The sequence below is a fragment of the Acidicapsa ligni genome (assembly GCF_025685655.1).
Lineage (GTDB): Bacteria > Acidobacteriota > Terriglobia > Terriglobales > Acidobacteriaceae > Acidicapsa > Acidicapsa ligni.
In genome coordinates this window covers 893,812-918,033 of sequence record NZ_JAGSYG010000003.1, presented here as the reverse complement: position 1 = coordinate 918,033, position 24,222 = coordinate 893,812, and the positions used below count along the sequence as shown (strand labels likewise).

General features: G+C 52.0%; 17 protein-coding genes. 12 read left to right on the top strand and 5 right to left on the bottom strand.

All coding sequences use genetic code 11. The annotated features are described in order from the left end of the window. Positions 1–172 precede the first annotated feature (172 nt). On the top strand, positions 173–1,297 hold the full coding sequence (locus OHL19_RS14070; protein WP_263358331.1) for a substrate-binding domain-containing protein: 1,125 nt from the start codon (positions 173–175) through the stop codon (positions 1,295–1,297). Between the two features lie 577 nt (positions 1,298–1,874). On the opposite strand, the gene OHL19_RS14065 is transcribed toward OHL19_RS14070, so the two are convergent. Together OHL19_RS14065 and OHL19_RS23110 are read right to left on the bottom strand one after the other, a co-directional pair. After that, positions 1,875–3,011 (bottom strand): alpha/beta hydrolase, encoded by a 1,137-nt coding sequence (locus OHL19_RS14065; protein WP_263358330.1) that lies wholly within the window; start codon positions 3,009–3,011, stop codon positions 1,875–1,877. A gap of 446 nt (positions 3,012–3,457) precedes the next feature. Continuing rightward, entirely contained in the window at positions 3,458–3,754 is a 297-nt protein-coding gene (locus tag OHL19_RS23110; RefSeq protein WP_396126777.1) for a hypothetical protein, read from the bottom strand. Here OHL19_RS23110 and OHL19_RS14060 point away from each other — a divergent pair. From OHL19_RS14060 to OHL19_RS14035, 6 genes are all read left to right on the top strand, one after another. Continuing rightward, positions 3,665–4,714 carry a Gfo/Idh/MocA family protein gene (locus OHL19_RS14060; RefSeq protein WP_396126776.1) on the top strand — a complete coding sequence of 350 codons (1,050 nt, stop codon included), beginning with the start codon at positions 3,665–3,667 and terminating at the stop codon, positions 4,712–4,714. The genes OHL19_RS23110 and OHL19_RS14060 overlap by 90 nt on opposite strands. A gap of 6 nt (positions 4,715–4,720) precedes the next feature. Continuing rightward, positions 4,721–5,899, top strand: a complete 1,179-nt coding sequence (locus OHL19_RS14055; protein WP_263358328.1) for a dihydrodipicolinate synthase family protein — start codon at positions 4,721–4,723, stop codon at positions 5,897–5,899. Next, the gene (locus OHL19_RS14050) at positions 5,896–6,750 is read left to right on the top strand and encodes a sugar phosphate isomerase/epimerase family protein (protein WP_263358327.1); all 855 of its coding nucleotides are present in this window, start codon (positions 5,896–5,898) and stop codon (positions 6,748–6,750) included. Before OHL19_RS14055 ends, OHL19_RS14050 begins: the two co-directional genes overlap by 4 nt. Positions 6,751–6,755: 5 nt before the next feature. Next, positions 6,756–8,117, top strand: coding sequence for an NAD-dependent succinate-semialdehyde dehydrogenase (locus tag OHL19_RS14045; protein ID WP_263358326.1), 1,362 nt, complete (start codon positions 6,756–6,758; stop codon positions 8,115–8,117). A gap of 79 nt (positions 8,118–8,196) precedes the next feature. Beyond that, positions 8,197–9,444, top strand: a complete 1,248-nt coding sequence (locus OHL19_RS14040) for an MFS transporter (protein WP_263358325.1) — start codon at positions 8,197–8,199, stop codon at positions 9,442–9,444. Between the two features lie 87 nt (positions 9,445–9,531). Beyond that, positions 9,532–10,785, top strand: a complete 1,254-nt coding sequence (locus OHL19_RS14035; protein ID WP_263358324.1) for a multiheme c-type cytochrome — start codon at positions 9,532–9,534, stop codon at positions 10,783–10,785. 55 nt (positions 10,786–10,840) lie between these two features. On the opposite strand, the gene OHL19_RS14030 is transcribed toward OHL19_RS14035, so the two are convergent. From OHL19_RS14030 to OHL19_RS14020, 3 genes are all read right to left on the bottom strand, one after another. Continuing rightward, positions 10,841–11,521 carry a Fe2+-dependent dioxygenase gene (locus tag OHL19_RS14030; protein WP_263358323.1) on the bottom strand — a complete coding sequence of 227 codons (681 nt, stop codon included), beginning with the start codon at positions 11,519–11,521 and terminating at the stop codon, positions 10,841–10,843. Between the two features lie 100 nt (positions 11,522–11,621). After that, on the bottom strand, positions 11,622–14,246 hold the full coding sequence (locus OHL19_RS14025; protein WP_263358322.1) for a TonB-dependent siderophore receptor: 2,625 nt from the start codon (positions 14,244–14,246) through the stop codon (positions 11,622–11,624). Between the two features lie 541 nt (positions 14,247–14,787). Beyond that, on the bottom strand, positions 14,788–16,965 hold the full coding sequence (locus tag OHL19_RS14020) for a phosphocholine-specific phospholipase C (RefSeq protein WP_263358321.1): 2,178 nt from the start codon (positions 16,963–16,965) through the stop codon (positions 14,788–14,790). 289 nt (positions 16,966–17,254) lie between these two features. On the opposite strand from OHL19_RS14020, the gene OHL19_RS14015 reads away from it, so the two are divergent. From OHL19_RS14015 to OHL19_RS13995, 5 genes are read left to right on the top strand one after another with little or no spacing between them, the layout of a single operon-like run. Then, positions 17,255–18,580 (top strand): NAD(P)-dependent oxidoreductase, encoded by a 1,326-nt coding sequence (locus OHL19_RS14015; RefSeq protein WP_263358320.1) that lies wholly within the window; start codon positions 17,255–17,257, stop codon positions 18,578–18,580. A gap of 1 nt (position 18,581) precedes the next feature. Beyond that, positions 18,582–19,967 (top strand): NAD-dependent dihydropyrimidine dehydrogenase subunit PreA, encoded by a 1,386-nt coding sequence (preA, locus tag OHL19_RS14010; RefSeq protein ID WP_263358319.1) that lies wholly within the window; start codon positions 18,582–18,584, stop codon positions 19,965–19,967. 48 nt (positions 19,968–20,015) lie between these two features. Then, entirely contained in the window at positions 20,016–21,419 is a 1,404-nt protein-coding gene (gene hydA / locus OHL19_RS14005; protein WP_263358318.1) for a dihydropyrimidinase, read from the top strand. Beyond that, a complete protein-coding gene (locus tag OHL19_RS14000; protein ID WP_263358317.1) occupies positions 21,409–22,662 on the top strand; it encodes a Zn-dependent hydrolase in 1,254 nt (417 codons plus the stop codon). Before hydA ends, OHL19_RS14000 begins: the two co-directional genes overlap by 11 nt. A gap of 31 nt (positions 22,663–22,693) precedes the next feature. After that, entirely contained in the window at positions 22,694–24,205 is a 1,512-nt protein-coding gene (locus OHL19_RS13995; protein WP_263358316.1) for a CoA-acylating methylmalonate-semialdehyde dehydrogenase, read from the top strand. Positions 24,206–24,222: the final 17 nt, after the last annotated feature.

Sequence of the window (24,222 nt, the reverse complement as noted above, 5' to 3'; positions counted from 1 at the left end):
GGCAGCAATATACCGCAGCAGTCTATTTAAGGTTTACGGCAAATTACGCAGATATAACTTGCTATGAGAAGACGATCTCCTCGCCTTGTGCGGGGGAGTTTTGGATCGAAACGAAGCTCTAGGGAAAATCTAACGGAAGTGTTATCGTCTCTTGGAGAGAAATTGGAGCAATATGCACGCATCTAAGAAAGCAGATTCTTCCAGGAAAACAACAAAGCGCTTGTACTTGATACCTATCCTATCCAAGGCGCTGGATATCATGGAATTGCTGCAGGCCGAGAAGGCGCCGATGGCTCTAGAGGCGGTTTATCAACGCACCAAGTTCTCCAAGACAACTGTCTATCGTGTCTTGCAGACGCTGGCACATCGAGGTTATATATCGAGGACGAGCGATGGCCTGTATCGACATGTGAATGCTCCTGCGAAGCTGCGCTTTGGCTTTGGCAGTCAGAGCTCCGATATGCCATTTTCAGAGGCTGTAACGGAAAGCATGCGCGTTTCGACCGCCGCCTCGGGGGTTGATCTCATAGTTTTAGATAACCGGTACGATGGCGCAACTGCACTCAAGAACGCGGATGAATTTATTAAAGCCAAGGTCGATCTGATTATTGAATTCCAGATCGATCGGCGAGCTGCCCCGGTAATTGGTGACAAAGTTGCAGCAGCGGGCATTCCGTTAATTGCAATTGATAATCCTCATCCGCATGCAACTTACTTTGGGGTTGATAACTATCGCGCAGGTCTGGAGGCCGGCGAGTTACTTGCCACCTATGCCACGGAGCAGTGGGGAGAAAAGGTAGATTGGGTGCTCGGACTCGATCTTGAAGAAGCTGGGACGCTCGTCCAAAGCCGCATTACCGGCTCTTTGGACGGCGTGCATTCCATGTTGCCGCAGATACAGCCTGATCGCTTCGTGCGGATTGATGGGCGAGGGATGCGCGAAAAGAGCCAACGAGTGGTAGCGGAGTTTCTTGCACGGCATGCCAAAGATAAGCATATTTTGATAGCTGCTGCTACCGATACCAGTGCTCTTGGTGCGCTTGAGGCTGTGCGCGAGGCGAAGCGTGAGCGACAGGTGGCTATTGTCGGACAAGACTGCATTCCCGAAGTGGTCGAGGAAATGCGTCGCACGGGAAGCCCTATCATTGGTTCGGTTTCTCATGAAGTACATGAATATGGCCCGCGAATTATAGAGCTGGGCTTATCCATTCTCCAGGGCAGAAGTGTACCTCCCTATAACTATGTAAACCATAAGACCATTACGCAAAAGATGGTTCGTCAAAGGATCAAAGTGTAGAGTGGGTTTATTGCTGGCCAATGGTTATAACCCACGATGCCGCAGGTAAACTGTATTTATAGGCCTAAAGGACATTAGGCGATAGGCGAAATGTTTATTATAGATAGCGTTGTTATCGATAGGTTTTTGCAGAGTTATATATGACGCTGATTCCTCACTATATAGCGAGCTACATGTGAGTACGGGATGGATGATTGCCATTAGACCTTTTAATGAACCAATTAATCTTATGGCGCACGAAATCTGTATCCGAGATAGCGTCTGTTAAAAGATATGTTGGGTTAGCCGCATTATCTTCGAGCTTCTTTCGCAGTTGCCCGATAAGAACTCGTAAAATAAGTGCGCTCGTCTCCAAAGCCTGGCCCACGCAAGGCGGCAAGCAGCCGTGCATGCGTAACCGGGCGTCCTGCATGTATCATCAAAAACTGAAGAGCATCGAACTCACGTGGCGGTCCATATCTGACCCCGACCGTACATTGCCACAGAGCCGTGGATTGGTTATCGTTTTTGTCCCTCGGGCAAGGATCATGCCTGAGACTCGCAATCATCTCGGATGACCGAGGCGTTGAAGTCCGGGTCAATTCTTCGCGCCAGCGATGGGATATCCTTGCCATAGATACTCCAACGCCTCGGCCAGAGTCTGTTGTTTGACTGCGTGATCCACGCGTCCTGCATTGCGCGCAAAAATATATTGATAGTGATAGCCTTTGGCGGCCAGTACCTTTGCCATCTCTTCATTAGCTACAACCCAATCATGCATATGATCGTTCATGACATTTGGATTGAGCAGGTCTCTGTCGCCGACTTCCATCCAAATTCGGAGTGGCTTAGCAGGATTGTTAGGTATGAGGTGTTCATGGAACTCCCATGCACCATGAGGAGTCTGCGAATTATACGGCCATTGCTGATTCACATAAGTTCCTGAATAAGTAAGAACCCGATGGTATAACTCGGGGTGATACCACGCCATGATGAGTGCGCACGAGCCGCCGGAACTGCCTCCGGTCGTTGCACGGCCTTCAGGGTCTTTGGTTAATTTCACATGGTATTGCGACTCCACGCGAGGCAGCACTTCCTGCTCTACAAATTCTGCGTATCTGCCTGACATGGTGTCATATTCCAGACCACGCTCGCTGCCTTGTGCATCTCCACTGCCGTTGCCTATGGAGATAGCGACCATCACTGGAACGCGATGTTCTGCGATCAAATTATCCAGGACCGTGAACAACTCTCGATCCGGTCCGTCGGCGCCGACGATGAATGGCACTACTGTTCCTGGCACGTATTGCTGCGGAATATAAACGGTAACTCGGCGTGTGTAGGGAGCAGGGTGGTTCGTAGGTACCAATAACTTTGCGGGATCAGTCGGATCGACTGTTCCGAATGTATTAGCCTCACGCGCTATACCGGGATAGATCTTACTATCAGTTGAATTCATGGTGAACTCAAGCACAGCTCCCTGCGGTACGCCCTGTTGCACGGATGATTCTGGTGCGCGTTTGTGATCAGGGCCGAGGATAAAATTTCCATCAGCATTTGCCGGAGCATTTGTTCCGTCCGGTAATTCAGTAGCAGTGACATCGCCTGGTGTGTGTGGTGCGCGGCTAGGAGGGGCCGGCCGTACAACCGCTGGTGAGGTCTGTGCCAGCGCAGAACCAAACCCTGCGCCCGTGATCGTACCGACTAAAAACATAATGCGCAGAAAACGAGGCATTGGAGGCTCCTATTGTCTAAGTGATACTAACCTGGGACGCGAGGAATATCCTTGCGCCAGATGCACAAATTCTAATGGATTGTGATGATTGCTTGCTGTGCCAATCCATAGGGAGTCAGCAGTGAAGGCAGCAATCAAAGCTGATGCTAAGAGTAGTCCCAGTCAACTGTGATTGGACCTGCTGGATATGAGCTGCCTTCACAATGTTGCGCATATCCTATCGGTGCTACCCATCATTTCGTAAGAAGCCGCGAGCGGAGCCTCTCTACAAAGCGCAAAGAAAGCGAATTCTATATAGCTTCGATTGCCAGGTAGCAATAAAAATTAAAAAACCTTTGCCGATGCGTTACTTGCCACCATGTGTATTAAGGCATTTCGAGCCAATGTCACAGAAGTTGACGCGCCCTCTACAAGATGTTTGACAGCTGGGCTCTTCTTGTAGTCGACTAAGCGTGCATACTTTTGAAAGAACAATTAGAAACAGACGAAAGGTGGAACGGAACTTGGCAAGCAGGCGCATTGGCATCATCATGCATGGCATCACCGGGAGAATGGGTTACAACCAACATCTGGTTCGTTCCATACTGGCTATTAAAGATCAGGGTGGTGTGCTGCTCTCGGACGGAGATCGTGTCATCCCCGACCCAATTCTGGTGGGACGCAATGAGGAAAAAGTAAAAGCGCTGGCCAAGCGCCATGGTGTGGAGCGTGTAGCAAAAGATGTTGAGGCCGCTCTGGCCAATCCGGACGATACTATCTTCTTCGACGCAGGTTCGACGCAGATGCGTGTGCCGTTGTTGACCCGCGCTATTGAGGCTGGTAAGCATGTGTATTGCGAAAAGCCGTTGTCGGAGACGCTCAGCGAATCGCTTGCGTTGGCGCGTCTTGCACGCAAACACGGCACCAAGAGCGGCATCGTGCAGGACAAGCTGTATCTACCAGGTCTGCGCAAGATTCGCATGTTGATTGATGCTGGTTTCTTTGGGCGTATCCTCTCCGTGCGTGGGGAGTTTGGCTACTGGGTATTCGAGGGTGATCTGCAACCGGCACAGCGGCCTTCATGGAATTACCGCAAGGCAGATGGTGGCGGCATCATCCTCGACATGCTACCCCACTGGCGTTACGTACTGGACAATCTTTTCGGCGCCGTGAAGGCTGTAACATGCATTGGCGCCACACATATTCCTCATCGAATTGATGAGAGTGGCCAGACTTACAAAGCAGACGCCGATGATGCAGCTTATGCCACCTTTCAGCTTGAGGGAGGCGTAATTGCGCACATCAACTCCTCCTGGGCTGTCCGCGTAAAGCGTGATGATCTCGTCACTTTTCAAGTAGATGGAACGCATGGTTCTGCGGTCGCTGGATTAACAAGCTGCTACACGCAACATCGTGTGAATACTCCGCGGCCAGTATGGAATCCCGATCAACCACAGACGATGCAATTTCAGCAGCAGTGGGAAGAGGTGCCGGATACGCAGCTCTATGAAAATGGCTTCAAGTTGCAATGGGAAGACTTCATTCGCCACGTGGTTGAAGACGAGCCGTGGCGCTACGATTTGCTGGAAGGCGCGAAGGGCGTTCAACTCGCGGAACTGGGGTTGCAGAGTTGGGTTGAGCGACGCTGGGTAGATGTGCCCGCGTTGTCACTGGATTCGACTGGCTCGATAGATTCGATAGGCTCGACCAGTGAGGAGAACTAACACAATATGCCCAGCCTCAACCTGCCTATATCCAATGGCTGTATCGAGACTTATAGCCTGGTTGGCGTTCCGCTTGAGGCGTCTCCCTCGGGCGCAATCCCGTCGTTTAATCGTGTCGTGTATTCCGCCGCGCATGTGGTCGTAAATCCACTTGCGGATAACAATCCGTGGGTAGACCAGGACGCACAAAGCATCGACTGGGATCGAACGATTGCCTTTCGTGAGCATCTTTGGGATCTTGGTCTCGGTGTCGCGGAAGCCATGGATACGGCACAGCGCGGCATGGGCCTGAATCTGGATGGCGCGAAGGAACTGATTCGTTATTCCTTGCAGGCTGCTAAGAACCGCCCGAATGCTCTCATCGCCTGTGGCGTTGGCACGGATCAGTTGACACCCGCCGCAAGTCTGACAGTGGATGATGTGATCCGCGCATATGAAGAGCAGGTTGAATATGTGGAGTCGTTCGGTGGCCGAATCATCCTGATGGCAAGCCGTGCGCTGGTTGCAGCAGCTAAATCACCAGACGATTATCTTCGTGTGTACGATCGCATACTTCGACAGACAAAGCAGCCTGTGATTCTGCATTGGTTGGGTGAGATGTTCGATCCAGCCTTAGCCGGTTATTGGGGATCAAATGACCACGCTGCCGCGATGGATACCTGTGTCGATCTCATCAATAGCCATGCGGGGAAAGTGGATGGGATCAAAATCTCGCTACTTTCCGCTGAAAAGGAAATTGTCATGCGCAGACGATTGGCGCATGGCGTTCGCATGTACACCGGCGATGACTTCAACTATCAGGAACTTATCGCAGGGGATGAGCAAGGCTTCTCACACGCGCTGCTGGGGATCTTCGATGCAATAGCTCCTGCGGCTTCAGCTGCGCTGGCAAAGCTTGCAATAGATGATGAGGCTGGCTTCCACGCGATTCTTACTCCAACGGTGCCATTGTCGCGACATATCTTCAAAGCTCCCACTCGCTTCTATAAAACGGGCATCGTATTCCTTGCGTATCTCAATGGATTTCAGGATCACTTCGTAATGCTGGGTGGCCAACAGAGTGCGCGTTCACTTGTGCATCTCGCAGAGCTCTTTCGTCTTGCGGATGAGGCTGGAGTACTCCGCGATCCGGATATGGCAGTTCAGCGAATGAAGCAGGTTCTTGCCGTGGGCGGAGTTGTATGAGTCTGCGCAATCTCTCGATCAATCTAGCCACGGTACGCCAGCAGTACAACCTTGCGCAGGCCGTGGATGCTTGCCTGGCACAAGGTATTACTTCGATCGCTCCTTGGCGCGACCAGATACATGAGACCGGATTGGCAGAGGCTGCAGAAATTATTCGCTCCAATCAGATGCGCGTCACCGGGCTTTGCCGCGGTGGCATGTTTCCCGCATCTGACAGGGGCGGTCTTGCAGCCGCAGTCGAAGACAACAAACGCGCCATTGATGAAGCCGCGGCCATAGGGGCTGACTGTCTGGTGATGGTTGTAGGCGGCCTGCCAAAAGGATCGCGGGATATCAGTGCTGCGCGAGAGATGGTCGTAGATGGTCTCGCCGCAATCCTTCCACACGCCCGTGCTATTCGTATGCCAATCGCAATTGAGCCCTTACATCCGATGTATGCAGCGGATCGAGCATGCATCAACACGCTCGAACATGCATTGGATGTTTGCGAGTTGCTCGGCGATGGGGTGGGAGTTGCCATCGATGCGTATCACGTTTGGTGGGATCCGAAACTGCGTGAGCAGATCGTTCGTGCTGGTGCCAGTAACCGCATTCTCGCGCATCATATTTGCGATTGGCTTGTCCCCACGCGCGATCTTTTGTTAGACCGTGGAATGATGGGCGATGGAGTTATCGACCTGCGTTCGATTCGTCGCACGATTGTTGAAGCTGGATACGATGGGCCACAGGAAGTAGAGATATTTTCTTCGGAAAATTGGTGGAAGCGTCCAGGCGAAGAAGTACTCGCCACTTGTATCGAGCGCTTTCATGAGGTCTGTGAGTTGCACGAAAAATCTTTTCAGGAGAGGTGAAGTATATGTCGTTCGAGTCAAGGAACCCAACCACCGGGGAGTTGCTGGAAACATACCAGGAACACAATACAAACGATGTCGAGCTTCGCCTGCAAAGTGCGTGGGACTGCTGGGGCAGGTGGTCGCAAACTGCACTTTCTGAGCGCACTGCGTTTCTGCTTCGCCTGGCGGATTTACTCGAAGAGCGCGTCGAAGAGTACGCACGGCTGATTACTCTTGAGATGGGTAAACCGATTGGCGAGGCTCGCGGCGAAGTCAAGAAAGCTGCTTTTGGTGCACGGCATTTTGCTGAAGAGGGTGCGGCTTATATCAAACCCGAATCCATCTCTGGAACACCAGGCCGTGTTGTTTATGAATCGCTTGGGCCGATCCTCGCAATCATGCCGTGGAACCTTCCTTTCTGGCAGGTACTTCGTTTCTTCATCCCCTCCGCGCTTGTTGGCAACACCGTAGTCGTAAAGCATGCGGAGACAGTGCAAGGCTCTGCGCTCGCCATCGAAAAATTAGTGAGAGATGCTGGCGGACCCGAAGGACTCTATGTAAATCTCTCAGTGCAGCGTGATGCAGTCGCAGAGATCATCACGGACTCGCGTATTCGTGCGGTCACTGTGACAGGCAGTGTGAAAGCTGGTCGGGCTGTGGCGCAGCAGGCAGGCCTGTATGGCAAGAAGGCTGTGTTGGAGCTCGGCGGTTCGGACCCATTCCTTGTCTTTGAAGATGCGGACATAGCCAAAGCCGTGCAACTCGGTGTGACATCGCGGTACTCCAACAACGCTCAAAGCTGCATCGCCGCCAAACGCTTTCTGATTGCGGAATCTATCGCCGATGCTTATATCCAGGCCTTTGCGGAACAGGCTGCCGCTTTGAGAGTAGGAGACCCCCTGCTTGCAGAGACGAAGCTAGGCCCGCAAGCCCGTGCCGATCTACGCGCGACCACCGAACGTCAAGTACGGGACGCAGTAACTGCGGGAGCGCGTATCGTCACCGGGGGAGAATCTCTGGATGGCCCGGGTTACTTCTACGCTCCGACAGTATTGGTAGATCTGCCGCATGATGCCGTTATTGCTAGAGAAGAATTTTTCGGCCCAGTCGCGCTCTTCTACACATTCAAAACAGAAGAAGAAGCGATACGACTGGCAAATGATACTGAGTTTGGATTAGCGGCAACAGTATGGTCGAAAAATATTGCGCGCGCCAATGCGGTTGCAGCAAAAATTGAAGCTGGAGCTGTCTTCGTCAATGACTTTGTGCGTTCCGATCCACGAGCACCTTTCGGGGGCATAAAAGGTTCCGGATTCGGCCGTGAGTTAGGTGCCCTCGGTGCTCGAGAACTCACGAACGCGAAGCTTATCTGGGAAGGGAATTAAGATCTTTCATCGCTGATATTTTTGGCCACGCTTCGACTATTCGCCATGGACTTGCAGGTTCAAAAGAAGGTGACGCCAAATGCAATGGATGAAGAAGTCCAGGCCCGCTTCAGATGCGTCGAGTATCACTTCAAGTGCCGATCTCATTTCGCCGCGATGGGGATTCGCTGTATCTTCCGGAGTTTTGGGTTGGGTTCTCGACGCATTCGACTTCTTTGTCCTTGTCTTTCTTGTAGATGTTCTCGCAGCAAACTTTCATGTTGAGAAGAGTGCGATCGTTTGGACGATTACGATCACCCTGGCAATGCGGCCTGTCGGAGCCTTGCTGCTTGGTTCGCTGGCCGATCGCTTCGGACGTCGCCGCCCACTGATCGCTTGTGTTCTCTATTTTTCAATCATTACTGCGCTTACTCCTTTCGCTCCGAACTACACGGCATTCATAATCCTGAGAGCGCTCTATGGCATCGGGATGGGCGGCTATTGGGGGATCGGTGCATCGCTCGTAATGGAAAGTTCCCCGACGCGATGGCGCGGTCTATTTTCAGGAGTCCTGCAGTCCGGCTACTCACTCGGATATCTGTTGGCCGCGGTTGCTCTGCGAACCATCGAACCGCATTTTGGCTGGCGATGGATGTTCCTATGTGGTCTCGCCTTCGCCTGTATTATCACTGTACTTACTCTGCTTGCACCAGAATCTCAGTCATGGGAAAAGCATCGCCTGGTCAACTTCGGCGAGGTCTTTCAGGTACTCTGGCAACATAGGAAAGATTTCGCGTATCTAGTCCTGATGATGACCGCCATCACCTGCCTATCTCATGGCACGCAGGATCTTTATCCAGACTTTCTGAAGACAGTCCATCGCTACTCCAACTCAGTTATCTCGAACATCGCAATCCTATACAACATAGGCGCCATAATGGGCGCACTCGTAATCGGCCATTATTCTGATCGGCTTGGTCGGCGCAATGCCATCTTCCTGGCTTTGATCATTGCTTCTATCAGCATTCCTCTATGGGCATTTGGCTCATCGATCATCATGCTGGCGATTGGATCATTCGTAATGCAGTTCGGCGTCCAGGGAGCCTTCGGTGTAATTCCTGCTCACTTAAATGAACTCTCCCCGAACAGCGTACGTAGCCTGTTTCCCGGTATTGTTTATCAGCTTGGCGTTCTTATAGGTGCGCCGTCAGTTGTGATTGAGTTCACGCTGCGCAAACATCTCGGTTATCAATGGGCGCTTACCGTATTTGAAATATGCGTGATTACCGCCCTGTCCCTGATCTTCGGATTCGGCCCTGAGCGAAAAGGTCGGGACTTCGCAGGGTAGGAACAGCTTCGGGTAAAATAGACAGGTCCGAGAAAACTGCCAATTCGATCGCTACAGTAAGATCATCGATGGCAAGGGTATTTATGGTTGAGAATTACTACCCTCTTTCAGAAGGCTCTTCCTGGACTTCGCGGAGGAGCCGCCTTCACGCTTTTGCTTTCTGCCCTGGCGGTGGCTTGCGTGAGCGGACCGTGGAATAAACGTATTCATGCTGCGCAGCAATCCTCAGATTTAGCCCCACATAATCCCCCTCCAGCATCAGCCTATGCTGGGGATGCGGCATGTCTTGGATGTCACCAACAGGTAGCTGAAAGCTATGTGCACACGGCACATCACCTCACGTCGCAGGCGGCATCCACTGAGTCGATTCACGGGAGTTTCAGCGCGGGGGCTAATACGCTGAAAACCTCCAACCCTCGTTTAACTTTCGAAATGCGCCAGATGCCGGATGGTTCCTTTACCGAAACGGCCGACTATCGTACGCAAACTGGCAATCTCCAAACTCTCACGCAACCCATCGAAATCGTGACTGGCTCTGGCCGTAAGGGACAGACGTATCTATATTGGGTAGGCGATCTCTTGTTCGAGTTGCCGGTCTCATATTGGGCCGCTAATGGCACATGGATTAACAGTCCCGGCTATAAAGAGGGAACAGCTCATTTTGATCGCCCCGTCATACCGCAGTGCCTCGAATGCCATGCATCTTATTTCGAATCTCAAACTCCACAGGTGAACCGCTTCAACAAGACGGAGTTGGTTCTGGGCGTTGGCTGCGAACGCTGCCATGGCCCGGCTGCCGAACACGTGCGAAGAGAACAACAAAGTCAGCAGACGCATACCCGCCCTGTAGCCGAAGCGATTATTAATCCGGCCAAGCTTACGCGTGAGAGACAAATCGATGTCTGCGCACTATGCCACGCAGGAGCAGGCCTGTTACCCGCCCCTGCACCAGCACTGTCGTTTCAGCCGGGAGACGTTCTCGCTGAGTATGTTAAGGCCGCACCGATTGATCCAGATCAGCCTCTGGACGTGCATACAAATCAGGTCCAATTGCTTCGCCAAAGCAAGTGTTTCCGGTCAAGCGAGATGACATGCACGACATGCCACAACACGCATGAAGAGCAGCGGGATGCGGCTGCCTTCTCGTCCAAATGTCTTGGATGCCATTCTATAAAAGCCTGTCCTACCTACAAGGAGCAGCATGAAGCTATCCAGACGCGCTGCGTGGAATGCCACATGCCTCTCCAGCAATCCAAGACACTTTTCTCCGACAATCTGGGAGAGCATCTGACGCCTGCAGTTCGCAATCACCGTATCGCGATTTATCCCAAGACCCAGTAATTAGTAGTAATCGAATGGATTTGAGTTGTTTGAGTTACGAGATGCAGCCTGGCCTCTACATCTCCGCCCAACGACGTAGCAGATTGTGATATACGCCCGTCAATTGAACTCCCGCACCATTACCGGGAACGTCTTTCGCTAATTTCTGAATTGCCGTATCCAGATCGTAAAGTAGTGTGCGGTCACCATCGCTGCGAATCATGCTTTGAATCCAGAAGAAGGACGCCAGTCGCGCTCCGCGAGTAACAGGTGTAACTCGATGCAGGCTCGTAGCAGGATATAGAACCATGTGCCCGGCCGGAAGCTTCACGCTATGTACTCCATAAGTATCTTCGACGAGTAACTCACCACCGTCATATTCTTCTGGCGCAGCAAGAAACAATGTTGCAGAGACGTCCGTCCGAATTCGCTGACCCGTCGATGCCATCGCGCGAATTGCAGTATCGACATGTGTGCCAAAGTGTCCACCACCTGTGTAGCGATTGAACATGGGTGGAAACACTCGCAGCGGCAGTGCCGCAGACATGAATAGTGGTGAGCGCGCCAACGCTCCCAACACGATTTCCCCGAGTTTTACCGCAGCCGGATGGCCTTCAGGCAACTGCAGGTTCTCCTTGACTGTTTGTGCCTGATAGCCGGCTGTTACTTTTCCATCTACCCAGTCGGCGGCATCGAGCACAGACCGCGCATGGGCGACCTCGTTAGCGTTCAATATGTCGGGAATTGTGATCAGCATATAACGAACTCCTTACGCTTGCGGACTTGATGGTGAGGGCAGGATTACTGATTATGTAATCAGGCAACCTACCCTCACCATTTTTGTTTCTGGGGCGTACTCAGAACTTAAAGTTTACCCCGATGATTGCATTCGCTCCCGCTCCGGGAACGAGATGGCTCGGATGCGGCAGGTCAATATAGTAGCGATTCAACAGGTTATTCACATTTGCCTGGAATTCGATCTTCTCTGTTAGTGGGTGCTTGATCATTGCATTGAAGATCCAATAGCCTGGCACCTGTTTCATGGCTACGCTCGTAACCACAAACCCAGGGCCATTCGGATTTACGGCGTATCCGGTCGGTACATATGGCACTGTTGAACTTGCTGTTCTGCTGCCGACGTAGTTGCTGCCCACGCCACCATTCAATCCCAATGGGAGGCGATGTGTCACAAACAAATTAAATGTCTGCGTGGGCACATTTGCCAGCGGATAGCCTACCGAAGTAGGGAAGTATTGGGAAAAGATCACTTTGTTATCCAGGTATGCATAGCCAGCCACTAGGTCCATTCCTTCGGGCAATCGTCCCACCACGCTGAACTGCGCACCTTTTACCAACTGATTACCGGCGGCGACAATGTTATTCGAGTTTGTCGGATCAGTCTCGTGCGCGTTGTCTTTCTCAGTTCGAAATACTGCGCCTTCCATCAGTAGACGATCATTGAGAAAGCTCCATTTAGCGCCGCCCTCATAGGACTCATTCTCTTCAGGCTTGACATTGCCATTCACCAGTCCAACACTGAGGCTTAACGACTCTGCATCTGGATTGAAGCTTGTTCCATAATCAAAGTAAACACTGCCATGCGTCGATGGCTTGTACACAAGCGCTGCGCGATAACTCGGCTGCTCATCCAGTCTGCTGATCGGCGCCACAGCCGCAGTCACCGTGCCTCCTGCTGGAGGTGTAGGAGCAGCAAGGTTGTAATCCGTATCGAACCGATCCCACCTTATGCCTCCGCTTAGTTCAAAAAACTTGCTGATCTTGATCGTATCGAGGAAGTACAAGCCAACACTCTTCGATTTCGTATGCACAATCGAAGTGATATATCCCGTGCCGCCAAACGGCTGATCTTCGTTCGGATTTAACAGCGTCGTCTCTGGAACAGTATTGATCTTGTTAATCGTGTAGCTGTAGCGAATAGGATTCGAAATCTCCTGTCCACCCTCAGCGCCTGCAACGAAATCATGCCTCATCTTCCATGTCTTGAAGCGGGCCACGACTTCTGTCTGGTCCCACAGATCACCTTCGACACTCTTCACTTGAATCTGGTTGCGGTTCAGTTGCGTAATCTCGCTCGCCGGAGTATTTGGCGTATAAGGGCAGGTAATCGCGCTGTTGTATGCCAGCGTGGGGAGTGAAGTAACAACTCCTCCCACAGGTACGCTCAGCCCTGCATTCGAACAGATCTGTGGTTCCGTAATTTGCGCCTGTCGAGGATAGTTAGCAGCGCGCGCAATCGTATGTAGATTCAAGCTCGGAGAAAACTCATGCTCGACCTTCAATGTCATGATGTCATCGCTGGTCTTCAGATAGTTCTCATCAGGAAAGCCAAAGTAGCTATGACGATTCGCAGGCGCCAGCTTGTTGAACAGCCACGGCAAGCCATAATCCGGTGTGTCATCTTCAGAGAGATGCATATAGCTAAGAGTGGTGCGAGTTTTTGTATCCATCCCAATTGAGATCGAAGGTGCAAATCCGAACCGCCGAATCTCAGCCGCATCGCGCCCGGCAACTCCACCTTCCTGTGCCATCACATTCACTCGAAATGCAGCGCCGCCTAACTCATTGGCTATCGGGGAGTTAATATCTGCAGTAATTCTTCGCGTAAGGTCAGTTCCAAACTGTGTATCCACATGCACGAACTTATCAACTTGTGGAACCTTGCTCTCCTGGTTGATTACGCCGCCCGTCGAACCACGTCCAAACTGGATTCCCGCTGGTCCCTCTAACGCCTCGACCTGCTCATAGTTGAATGAGTCGCGATAATAGCTGCCGAAATCACGAATTCCATCCAGAAAAATATCGTTGCGAGCCGTAAAGCCGCGGATGGTTAGATTGTCGCCCTGCGCACCCGCCTCACCTGCTGCAAGGCTGATTCCTGGAACGTTGCGTAATGTGTCGCGCAGAGTGGAAACGCCCTCGTCTTGCAACACAAATGTGGGCACCACGCTCACGCTCTGCGCCGTCTCAAGTAGAGGCTCCGTAAACTTACCCATTGAGATGGAGTCAGGCACCGCAGATGTAACCGATACCGTATCCTTTGCCTGCACACCGACAACCATGGTTGTTGCATCTTCAGCGCGGTAGTTCAGCCCTGTTCCGTTCAGCAGTAGTCGAAGTGCTTCGTCCTCGCGGTACAGTCCCGTCACACCGTGAGAATTGAACCCCGCTAATGTGCCGTTCGGCAGCACAATCTTCACCGATAGGCCGGTCGCCTTTTCATAAGCTTCAATCGCGGCATCCAGTGGACCAACGGCAATGTCAAATCGTTTCAGCGGCAATGTGGCTGAAGCTCCATTACCACTTGGATCAATCTTCCAAACAGCTGCCATCGCCGGACGATTTGCGCCCATCACGGCATAAGCTGCCAGGGTTCCCATTGCTACCAAACCGCGAGCGTTTCCAAACATCACTGCCTGGGCTGTCTTCTTTTTGGCCTGTACTTTTTGTGTCTTCTGGCTCATCGTCATCCTCGAATTTAGTCTCCGTTTGGCAATCGGCGTCCCCTCAAAAAGACGACCCTTGCGATTCCATTTCGCGGATTATGAGGACCAATGACGCCTGAAAAAGGGCGCACGACATCCTCGACCGCAAGATTCAAGCATCTTTGCCGAACCACAACAACGCGACGGCAAATACCTGAGCGTTCTTCAAAAACGCAATTTAAAAAGTTGGATTGATAACAGAAGTTTGAGCCAGTTCGAGAGACGACCCTATAATGCAGATAGCTCGCAGTCGATCCGGCTGTAGCTCCAGGGTCTTCGCGGTCTCCGCCAAGAGATATTCCGCAGGGCCCTGGTTCCTCTTAATTCATTGCTTTCATCCATCCATGCAGTTATTCGGTTCCGCTAAAAAGAATATACGACAGATTTTGTCGTATATCAATGTCGCAATGAAAAATCCTGCGCAAAGTTCATTAATACAAAGGACTCCGTGGAGTATGTATCCCTCCAGGGAGTCCTTTGTATCTCAGGTCGTTGATTCGATGTTGATAGGTTATGTTGTTTAAGCCTCGTCCTTATATATTGCTGGATCACTAGTGCTCGGCCGTCCTGTTTCCATATGGCCAGCAAATCGCCGCAGGAAGGTTGCGGAATCATTGGACGTGATTTGTAGATCGAACCAGCCAGAACTCGCTGCAAGCGACCAGCGATCCTCAGTCTTGGCGCCGGCCTGAATCGTAAGCTGACGGCTGGGCTCCTGAGCTGCATAGGTGTTGACAACCTTGAGCGATGCAGGCAAAGCTCCTGCATTGACTAAGGTAAGTCGAACCTCGCCACTATCGCGATCATAACGGATAGTGACCTCTGGATTGGCCTGGTTAAGTGCAGCGACAGTGCCTTGAAAGTGGCTCAGGAAACCATTCGGACCCTGCAACGTGATGTCGTAATCAAGATCGACTCGTGGCTCTTTGCCTGGTTTGCGATTCAAGTCGTTACCGGAAAGGAGCCAGTAATCGGAGATGGTGTTCGCTGCCGAAACCGAGTAACGGCGCGGCGCTTCGTGAGGAAGAAGTCCATTGCGTGCATAAAAAGCGGCACCGGCCTTACCTGTATTTTCAAAATCGATCCAGAGCTTATCCTGCTTACTATCGATGCGGCAATGCGTGTAGAACTCATACGGCAGAGCCCGTGCAGGCCGTGTGCCAGGCTCTTGCTCCGGCATGGATTGTACCGCCGGCACACTATACGGCTGATGCAGCGAGGCCAAAACAGCGGGCACAGGGAAGCTCTCAGTTACTGGGTGACCAGCTCCGCTAAAGTCAAAGGCTGAGGTCAAATCGCCGCAGATTGAGCGACGCCACTTGTTGATATTCGGCTCTTGAATCCCGAAGCGAGCCTCAAGGAATTGCAAAACAGAGGTGTGGTCAAATGTCTGCGAACATACCCATCCGCCCGTAGTCCATGGCGAAATGATAAGCAGAGGAACGCGCGGCCCAAGGCCAATTGGTTGCATCCCGCCCGGATCGGTTCCTGGAACCAGCGGCCTGCGCTCATGCGGGAATTTATCCATGTCGATGAATTCGTCAGAAAGAGCATCGACCAGGTCCGGCGAAACAAGCCCCTGCGTATTTGGTTCCCGTGTCAGTGGTGGCATCGGTGGCACGATATGATCGAACAAACCATCGTTCTCGTCATAGTTGATGATGAAAGCTGTCTTGCTCCACACCTCGGGGTTGGCGGTAAGTGCTTCCAATATGAGGTTGATGAAGTAGGCTCCATCACGAGGTGAAGCCTCCGGGTGCTCGCAGTATTGATATGGGGCCACAATCCATGAAACCTGTGCAAGATGGCCATCGACCACATCTTCGCGAAATTTCGCAAGGTTGCGGTCTGTTACGCCTTTCTGAACAAGTGTGCCGGTCGGCGATGCGCCCTCATCGACCTGATACTGGGAGAAGAATTCCAGCGAATTATCCGTGTAATTATCAGTCGGTGTGCCGGGCTCGCCCGTGCCGCCCTGGTAGAGCTTCCAACTTACCCCGGCCTTTTCCAGGCGCTCTGGGTAAGTTGTCCAGGTATAGCCATTCTTTTTGGGGCGTTCACCAAAACCGGGCCCATTTGCTTTCTTTCCGAGGCTATTGGCAGCATCCATCGTGCCCGACCATAAGTAGATGCGGTTGGGCGCTGTGTTCGCGTGGACCGAGCAGTGGTATGCGTCGCAAATCGTAAAAGCATCCGCCAGCGCGTAATGAAAAGCGACATCCTCACGCTTCAGATAACCCATCGTCATTACGTCTTGCTTCTGGGTGACCCACTGATTATGATGTCCGCGATTCCACGCCTGATGTCCGCTGCTCCAGCCATGATCGGTACCGGCCTGAAACTCCGTCGTAAGCTTTGGATTGATATAAAAAGGCAGCACATGTTCTGCGCCTAGGTGAAGACCGCGATCATGAAAATGATGCGTCTTTACGCTGGCAGCGGGCTGATACCAGACTGGTTTTCCATTTGGCTGGCGCGCCGGACGTGGGTCATTGAAGCCTCGCACACCCCGTAGAGATCCAAAATAATGATCGAAAGATCGATTCTCCTGCATGAGAATTACGACGTGTTCCACATCCTGAATTGTTCCGGTTACTCGACGTGCGGGAATTGCCAGCGCCTTGCGAATGCTGGCAGGAATTATGGCTGTACTCGCCGCGGTGGCGGCCAGACGCAGAAAGTCGCGACGTGTTCTCATTTGTTACTTATCTCCTCGGATAAAAGCGTAAGTGTAATATTGCTTGGGCTCGAAGTAAGCTTATTGTCGAAAGTATACATGCGCTACATTCTCGGATGATTACAAGGATGGCAGGGGAATTCGCGATCCTGGTTAAGTTGCCCAACGTCTCTTAGCGCGTGTAAATAGATTTTTTGCCGATGAGTGAGAACAGATATGAACTAGGATAAAAACTTAAATGATTCATCTCGCTGTAACATGCAAGCAGGAGTCGAATGGATGTTGGAGTCAATGAACAGGGGGCCTCTGAATGAATGGGAATGGTACAAAAAATGACGAAGCACTTGGCGAGCAGTTGCCGCCGCTGACGTCAAATGCAGCGTCAATTGAAGCGGACCGATGCCTTTACTGTTACGACGCTCCATGCACCCATGCATGTCCTACCCATATCGACATACCGCGCTTCATCAAGAAGATAGCAACGAACAACCTTCGCGGCTCAGCGGAAGCTATCTTTGAATCTAACCTGCTCGGAGCCACATGTGCGCGCGTCTGCCCAGTACAGGAGTTATGTGAAGGAGCATGCGTGCTCGGCTCAGATCACAAGCCGATTGCCATTGGAAGGCTTCAACGGTATGCGATGGATTATGCCCGCGACACAGCAAGTTATCCGAGAGTGAATGCTGAGCCCACCGGCAAGCGAATCGCTGTTATCGGGGCTGGCCCAGCAGGTCTTTCCTGCGCGGGAGAACTGGCAAAACACGGCCACTCCGTTACAGTGTTTGAAAAGCGCAGTCTCGCAGGCGGTCTTTCTACGTATGGAATTATCGCGCTGCGTGAGCCAGTAGATATCGCCCTCGATGAGGTACGAATGATTGAAGGGATGGGAGTGAAAATCATCACTGGCATTGAGTTTGGCCGGGATATTTCACTGGCCGAGTTAAAGAGTGACTATGACGGTGTTGTACTGAGCCTCGGTCTGGGCCGTACTCCCGCTCTAGGCATCGACGGCGAAGAAATGATCGTCGATGGGCTTGAATTTATTGAGGCCAGCAAGATATCCAATTGGAAGCTGGTTGTAGGCCGAGATGTAATCGTGATCGGAGCAGGAAATACCGCCGTCGATTGCGCGACCATAGCGAAAAGGCTCGGTGCCGAGCGAGTAACAATCGTTTACCGTCGAACAGAGCGCCAGATGACCTGCTACGAGCATGAGTATGATTTCGCACGCAGAGAAGGAATAGAGTTTCGCTTCCTGACCCAACCTTCGCGCGTGCATCAGCACGATGGTATCGCTGTCGGATTGGAATGCATGCGAGTGGAACTTGGTCCCATCGACACTACCGGACGACCCGCTCCCGTATACGTTGAAGGATCGCAATTTATGTTGAGTGCAGATCAAATTATCAAGGCAGTCGGGCAGACAAAATCCGCACTGAATCTGAAAACACACAAGGGGTTCATCTTTGTGGATGACAGCTTTCAAACAAGTATCACGAATGTTTATGCCATCGGAGATTGCATTCGCACAACAGGTGCTGCATCTACAGTGATGGCCGTGCAGGACGGCAAGCTCGCAGCACAGGAGATCCATCAGCAGTTCACGCAGCAGCCTGTTTCTGCAGAGGTAAATTAGCATGGCAGATCTTCGCATCGACTTTGCTGGCATCAAATCACCGAACCCATTTTGGCTTGCATCGGCGCCGCCGACTAACTCAGGCGCGCAGATTCATCGAGCCTTTGAAGCAGGCTGGGGTGGCGCGGTTTGGAAGACAATCGGGGCGCCAGTATTGAATGTTTCCAATCGCTATGGCGCATGGCATTATGGCCGCCAACGCATGCTCGCAATCAACAACATAGAACTCATCTCCGACCGGCCCATCGAGATCAACCTGCGTGAAATAACAGAGCTCAAACGCACATGGCCAGATCGTGCCGTAATCGTATCCGCGATGGTTGAGTCAAAGCCTGAGGCATGGCATGATATCGTCCGTCAGATAGAAGATACAGGCGCGGACGGCATCGAACTCAACTACGGCTGCCCACACGGAATGAGCGAGCGAGGAATGGGCTCCGCAATTGGGCAGGTGCCCGAGTATTGCGAACAGATCACGCGTTGGGTGATGGAGGTCGCATCGATCCCTGTGATCATGAAGCTTACGCCTAACATTACTAACATTGTGCTTCCTGCACGAGCAGGAGTAGCTGCCGGAGCAAATGCGCTCTCGCTAATTAACACCATCAATTCGATTGTTGGTGTTGATCTTGAGACCCTCGAACTTACTCCAAGTATTGGAGCCAAGGGCGGTCACGGCGGATACGCCGGTCCGGCAGTGAAACCAATAGCATTGAATATGCTGGCTTCGCTGTGCACGGATGAGATCGTTGCAAACTCAGGCCTGCCCATCTCTGGCATGGGCGGTATTACGACCTGGCAGGACGCAGCACAGTTCCTATTGTTGGGCGCGTCAAGCCTGCAAGTGTGTACCGCAGTGATGCATTACGGTTATCGCCTGATAGAGGATCTTTGTGATGGCCTCTCGAACTGGATGGATGCAAAGGGCTTCGCGACCATTGCGGATGTGACCGGTAAAAGTCTCAATCGAGTTTCAGAATTCAAGGATCTAGACCTGTCTTATCGTGCAGTCGCCCGTATTGATCATGACAAGTGCATCAAGTGCAATCTATGCTATGTCGCCTGCAATGACAGCGCCCATCAGTGCATCGACCTTGTCTCGCCCAACGGTGAAATCGCTGCTCCAATGGCGTATGATGTTCGCTCTAACGGCAAACAGGATGCCATCCATACACGGCCGCAACCTGTAGTGCGAGATGAGGATTGCGTCGGTTGCAGGCTTTGCTATAACGTGTGCCCAGTGGATGATTGCATCGAAATGGTGGAACTGCCTTCTGGACGGGAGTCGGTGACATGGAGTGAGATCTCACAACAGAACTCGGCGGTCACCGAGGATTGGGAAGAGATGAAAAAATATCGCGAGCAGGTAGGGATACATATCCATTAGAAAAGCCTGTAACGCAATTGCGCAGAGATGCAGCAGGAGAAGTCTTCAATGGGATTGCTGATCAAGGATGGCGAGATTGTTACAGCGGATGCTCGCTGCCATGCGGATATCTATATTGCAAACGAGACCATCACCAGCATTGGTCTTGACCTTCAGGTGCCTGCCGAAACGGAAGTTATCGACGCCAATGGAAAGCTGATCTTTCCCGGATTTATAGATCCTCACGTGCACATCCATCTTCCCTTCATGGCCACGTTTGCCAAAGACACACATGCGACGGCAAGTGTGGCTGCACTGATTGGAGGAACTACAACCTTTATCGAGATGGTCTGTCCCTCGCGTGGAGAAGATGCGCTTGAGGGCTACCACAAATGGAAGCAGAAAGCAGAGGGCACTTCAGCCTGCGACTATGCATTTCACATGGGTGTCACCCATTACGACGCTGGCACAGAAGCTCAACTACGTGAGATTGTGAAGGATGGAACAGCGTCATTCAAGATCTTTCTTTCTTATAAAGGCTTCTTCGGCGTCGATGACAATGAGATGTTTCGTGTTCTCAAGCTTGCTGCAGAACTTGGTGTGATTACCACTGCTCATTGCGAAAACTCAGAGCTAGTAAGTCAGATGCAGCATGCGTTGCTCGCAGCAGGTAAGACAGGCCCTGAGTGGCATGAGCCGAGCCGTCCTGAAGCAATTGAGGCCGAGGGGACGAGTCGCTTTGCAACCTTCGTCGAGCAAACAGGCGCGACCGGCTATGTCGTGCACCTCTCATGTGCGCCCGCGCTTCACGCAGCAGTCGAGGCAAAGCTGCGTGGAGTAAAACTGTATGTCGAATCAGTCGTGCCACATTTTCTACTCGATAAAAGTTATGCTGAGCTTCCAGGAGTCGAGGGAATGAAGCATGTCATGTCTCCGCCTCTACGCGACAAGAGCAATCAGCAAGTACTATGGAGCTCACTTGAGACCCGATTGATAGACACAGTGGGTACAGATCATTGCCCTTTCGATACAGGCCAAAAGCTCCTGGGTGCAAATGATTTTACTCAGATACCGAATGGCATTCCCGGCATTGAAGAACGTATAAACCTGATGTATACGTATGGTGTTAACCGTGGGCGATTGAACATCCATCGTTTTGTAGATGCACTTAGCACCCAACCTGCGAAGTTATTTGGATTGTTCCCAAGGAAAGGCACCATAGCCGTAGGCTCGGATGCAGACCTGGTTATCTATGACCAGGAATATCGCGGCATACTCACAGCAGCTAAACAACATACAAATAACGACTACTGCGGCTTTGAAGGATTCGCCATTGAAGGGCGACCATCCGTAGTGATGGTACGCGGCAAGGTGCAGGTGCGCGACGGCGTATTCATTGGCGATCAAGGACGTGGATTGTTTTTGCGCCGCGAGCCACAATATCAGAAGCATGAGGTCGCTGATGCCTGTTGATGCCAGGATGGCTATAGCCGAGCTAAAAGAATTACGCGCTCTTACTGCGAATGAACATGGAGCGCAACGTGTTGCATGGTCCCCTATGTGGATTACTGCGCGAGAGTGGTTTCAAAGCAAGTTACAGGGCATGCCGGTGGAGCATCATCTGGATGCAGCAGGGAATAGTTGGACAACGCTACGCGGAGAATCAGAAAAGACGTTGATCCTCGGCAGCCATCTTGACTCTGTTCCCAATGGTGGATGGCTCGATGGTTGCCTCGGAGTCGTCGCAGCGCTGGCAGTGTTACGACGCATCGTGCTGGAGTATGGAGAAAGACCGCCAATAACGATTCGTCTCGTTGATTGGGCCGATGAAGAGGGAGCGCGCTTTGGTCGTAGTCTCTTTGGATCATCTGCTTTCGCAGGTACTCAAACGATAGAGGCAGATCGAAGTCGAACAGATGCCAACTGCATTCAGCTTGAAGATGCGCTATTTGAGTGTGGGGTTAAGATTGACTCCATCGGCGAAGCACAACTGGAGCAGAAGAACGCATCTGCTTATATAGAACTACACATTGAACAAGGTCCCGTGCTGGAGAGCATTGACCTGCCGCTAGCCGCTGTTACCGGAACCAAGGGCGTTGAGCGTCATGCTATTACCTTTCATGGACAAGAGGCGCACTCTGGCTCAACGCCGATGGCCGCACGCCGCGATGCTCTGGCAGCAGCAGCCAAGCTGGCCCTTGCGATTCGTGGCATAGCTCTGAAGCATCCGGATGCGGTATGCACCATAGGCAGCGTCAAGACGTTTCCGGGAATAGTAACAGCAGTTGTTGGACGCTGCGAATGTACGCTCGATCAAAGAGATCTCGATGCAAATGTGCTTGCACAGATGTATCGTGAAGCGCAGGAGATGAGTAAGCGTTTTGCCGAAGAAGAAGGATGTTCTGTTGAGTGGTCGCGCATCTGGAACATCGCGCCTGAACCCTTCCACCCATCACTGATCGGGCTCTGTGATGAGGCGATTCAGGAGGTACTTGATGGATCAGAAAAAGTGCCCTATCGCATGCCATCCGGACCGTTGCATGATGCCGCAGAAGTTTCGCGTGCCGGCATCCCGACTGTGATGATGTTTGTGCAATCGCTCAAAGGAATCAGTCATAACAAGATCGAAGACTCCCGTGAAGATTATCTCGAGCTTGCAGTGGAGGCATTCGATCGTCTCGCTTCAAAAGTAATAGCGTGGATTCGTACAGAGTGACAGAAAAGTTGAACAGAAAGGCTGAGTTGATATGAGCGTTACAGAGGTAGTTGCTCCGCAGGTTATAACTCACTGGATCAATGGAAAATCCGTCGCATCCTCGTCTGGGCGAAGCGGTGTGGTCACGAATCCTGCAACTGGACAGAGGGTTGCCGAGGTCAGTTTTGCCTCGGCAGGTGAAGTTGACGAGGCCGTCGCAGCAGCCAAGGCAGCATCCGTTGAGTGGCGAGCCACTCCACTCTCCCGACGAGCCGAAATCATGTTTAGACTACGTAGTCTCATCGTCGATAATCGCCAACGACTGGCCGAGATCATCAGTCTTGAAAACGGTAAGACGATTGCCGATGCTCTCGGCGAAGTGGCACGCGGTTTGGAAAATGTAGAGTTCGCATGCGGTATTCCGAATCTGCTCAAAGGTGGCTATTCGGAACAGGTGAGTCGCGGCGTAGATATCTATCAAATTAAGCAGCCTCTTGGAGTCGTTGCTGGAATTACTCCTTTCAACTTTCCTGCAATGGTCCCTTTGTGGATGCTCTCCAACGCAATTGCATGTGGCAATACATTCCTGCTCAAGCCCTCTGAAAAGGTACCTTCGGCGAGCATTCTCATCTCCGCGTTAGCAAAGGAAGCAGGCGTTCCAGACGGAGTGTTGAATCTTATCCAGGGTGATAAAGTTGCCGTGAGTCGCTTGCTTGAACATCCCGACGTAAAAGCGATCAGCTTCGTAGGATCAACTCCCGTAGCGCGATACATCTATGAGACGGCAACTCGCAATGGTAAGCGCGTCCAAGCCCTCGGAGGCGCAAAAAATCATATGCTCGTGCTGCCTGATGCGGACATCTCCATGACGGCAGATGCCGCAGTCTCTGCAGGTTATGGTGCGGCCGGTGAACGATGCATGGCCATCTCCGTCGTGCTTGCTGTGGGCAGCGTTGCGGATCCACTGATCGAGGCAATTCGTGAGCGAGTAGCAAAAATCAAGGTCGGTCCCGGTTCAGATATCACCAACGAAATGGGACCATTGATCTCGCGTGAACATCGCGATCGGGTTGCCTCATATCTCGATAGTGCCATTGCAGAGGGAGCAACCCTGCCCATTGATGGAAGACTCGATCCCGCGATGAAGCATGATGGTTATTTTCTAGGACCATCCCTGATCGACAATGCCAGGCCGGGCATGCAGTGCTACGATCATGAAATCTTTGGACCCGTGCTGAGCGTTGTACGCGTGAATAGCTATGCCGAAGCTCTACAGTTGATCAATGACAATCCCTTTGGAAATGGGACGGCTATCTTTACGCAGAATGGTGGAGCAGCGCGACAGTTCCAGTTTGATGTTGAGGTGGGAATGGTGGGCATCAACGTGCCTATCCCCGTGCCGGTTTCCTATTACAGCTTTGGAGGATGGAAGTCTTCGCTCTTTGGCGATTTACATATGTATGGACCAGAAGGTGTGCAGTTCTACACTCGCTCCAAAGTAGTGACAAGCAGATGGCCTGATCCAGCATCAAGCAAAGTAGATCTGGGGTTTCCGCAGGTTTGATAAGCACTGAGAAAATT

What these genes read in the sequence shown, in the direction of transcription:
- OHL19_RS14070 (WP_263358331.1), top strand. Translation starts at nt 173, where the DNA reads ATGCACGCATCTAAGAAAGCAGATTCTTCCAGGAAAACAACAAAGCGC.
- OHL19_RS14065 (WP_263358330.1), bottom strand. Translation starts at nt 3,011, where the DNA reads ATGCCTCGTTTTCTGCGCATTATGTTTTTAGTCGGTACGATCACGGGC.
- OHL19_RS14055 (WP_263358328.1), top strand. Translation starts at nt 4,721, where the DNA reads ATGCCCAGCCTCAACCTGCCTATATCCAATGGCTGTATCGAGACTTAT.
- OHL19_RS14050 (WP_263358327.1), top strand. Translation starts at nt 5,896, where the DNA reads ATGAGTCTGCGCAATCTCTCGATCAATCTAGCCACGGTACGCCAGCAG.
- OHL19_RS14045 (WP_263358326.1), top strand. Translation starts at nt 6,756, where the DNA reads ATGTCGTTCGAGTCAAGGAACCCAACCACCGGGGAGTTGCTGGAAACA.
- OHL19_RS14040 (WP_263358325.1), top strand. Translation starts at nt 8,197, where the DNA reads ATGCAATGGATGAAGAAGTCCAGGCCCGCTTCAGATGCGTCGAGTATC.
- OHL19_RS14030 (WP_263358323.1), bottom strand. Translation starts at nt 11,521, where the DNA reads ATGCTGATCACAATTCCCGACATATTGAACGCTAACGAGGTCGCCCAT.
- OHL19_RS14025 (WP_263358322.1), bottom strand. Translation starts at nt 14,246, where the DNA reads ATGAGCCAGAAGACACAAAAAGTACAGGCCAAAAAGAAGACAGCCCAG.
- OHL19_RS14020 (WP_263358321.1), bottom strand. Translation starts at nt 16,965, where the DNA reads ATGAGAACACGTCGCGACTTTCTGCGTCTGGCCGCCACCGCGGCGAGT.
- OHL19_RS14015 (WP_263358320.1), top strand. Translation starts at nt 17,255, where the DNA reads ATGAATGGGAATGGTACAAAAAATGACGAAGCACTTGGCGAGCAGTTG.
- preA (WP_263358319.1), top strand. Translation starts at nt 18,582, where the DNA reads ATGGCAGATCTTCGCATCGACTTTGCTGGCATCAAATCACCGAACCCA.
- hydA (WP_263358318.1), top strand. Translation starts at nt 20,016, where the DNA reads ATGGGATTGCTGATCAAGGATGGCGAGATTGTTACAGCGGATGCTCGC.
- OHL19_RS14000 (WP_263358317.1), top strand. Translation starts at nt 21,409, where the DNA reads ATGCCTGTTGATGCCAGGATGGCTATAGCCGAGCTAAAAGAATTACGC.
- OHL19_RS13995 (WP_263358316.1), top strand. Translation starts at nt 22,694, where the DNA reads ATGAGCGTTACAGAGGTAGTTGCTCCGCAGGTTATAACTCACTGGATC.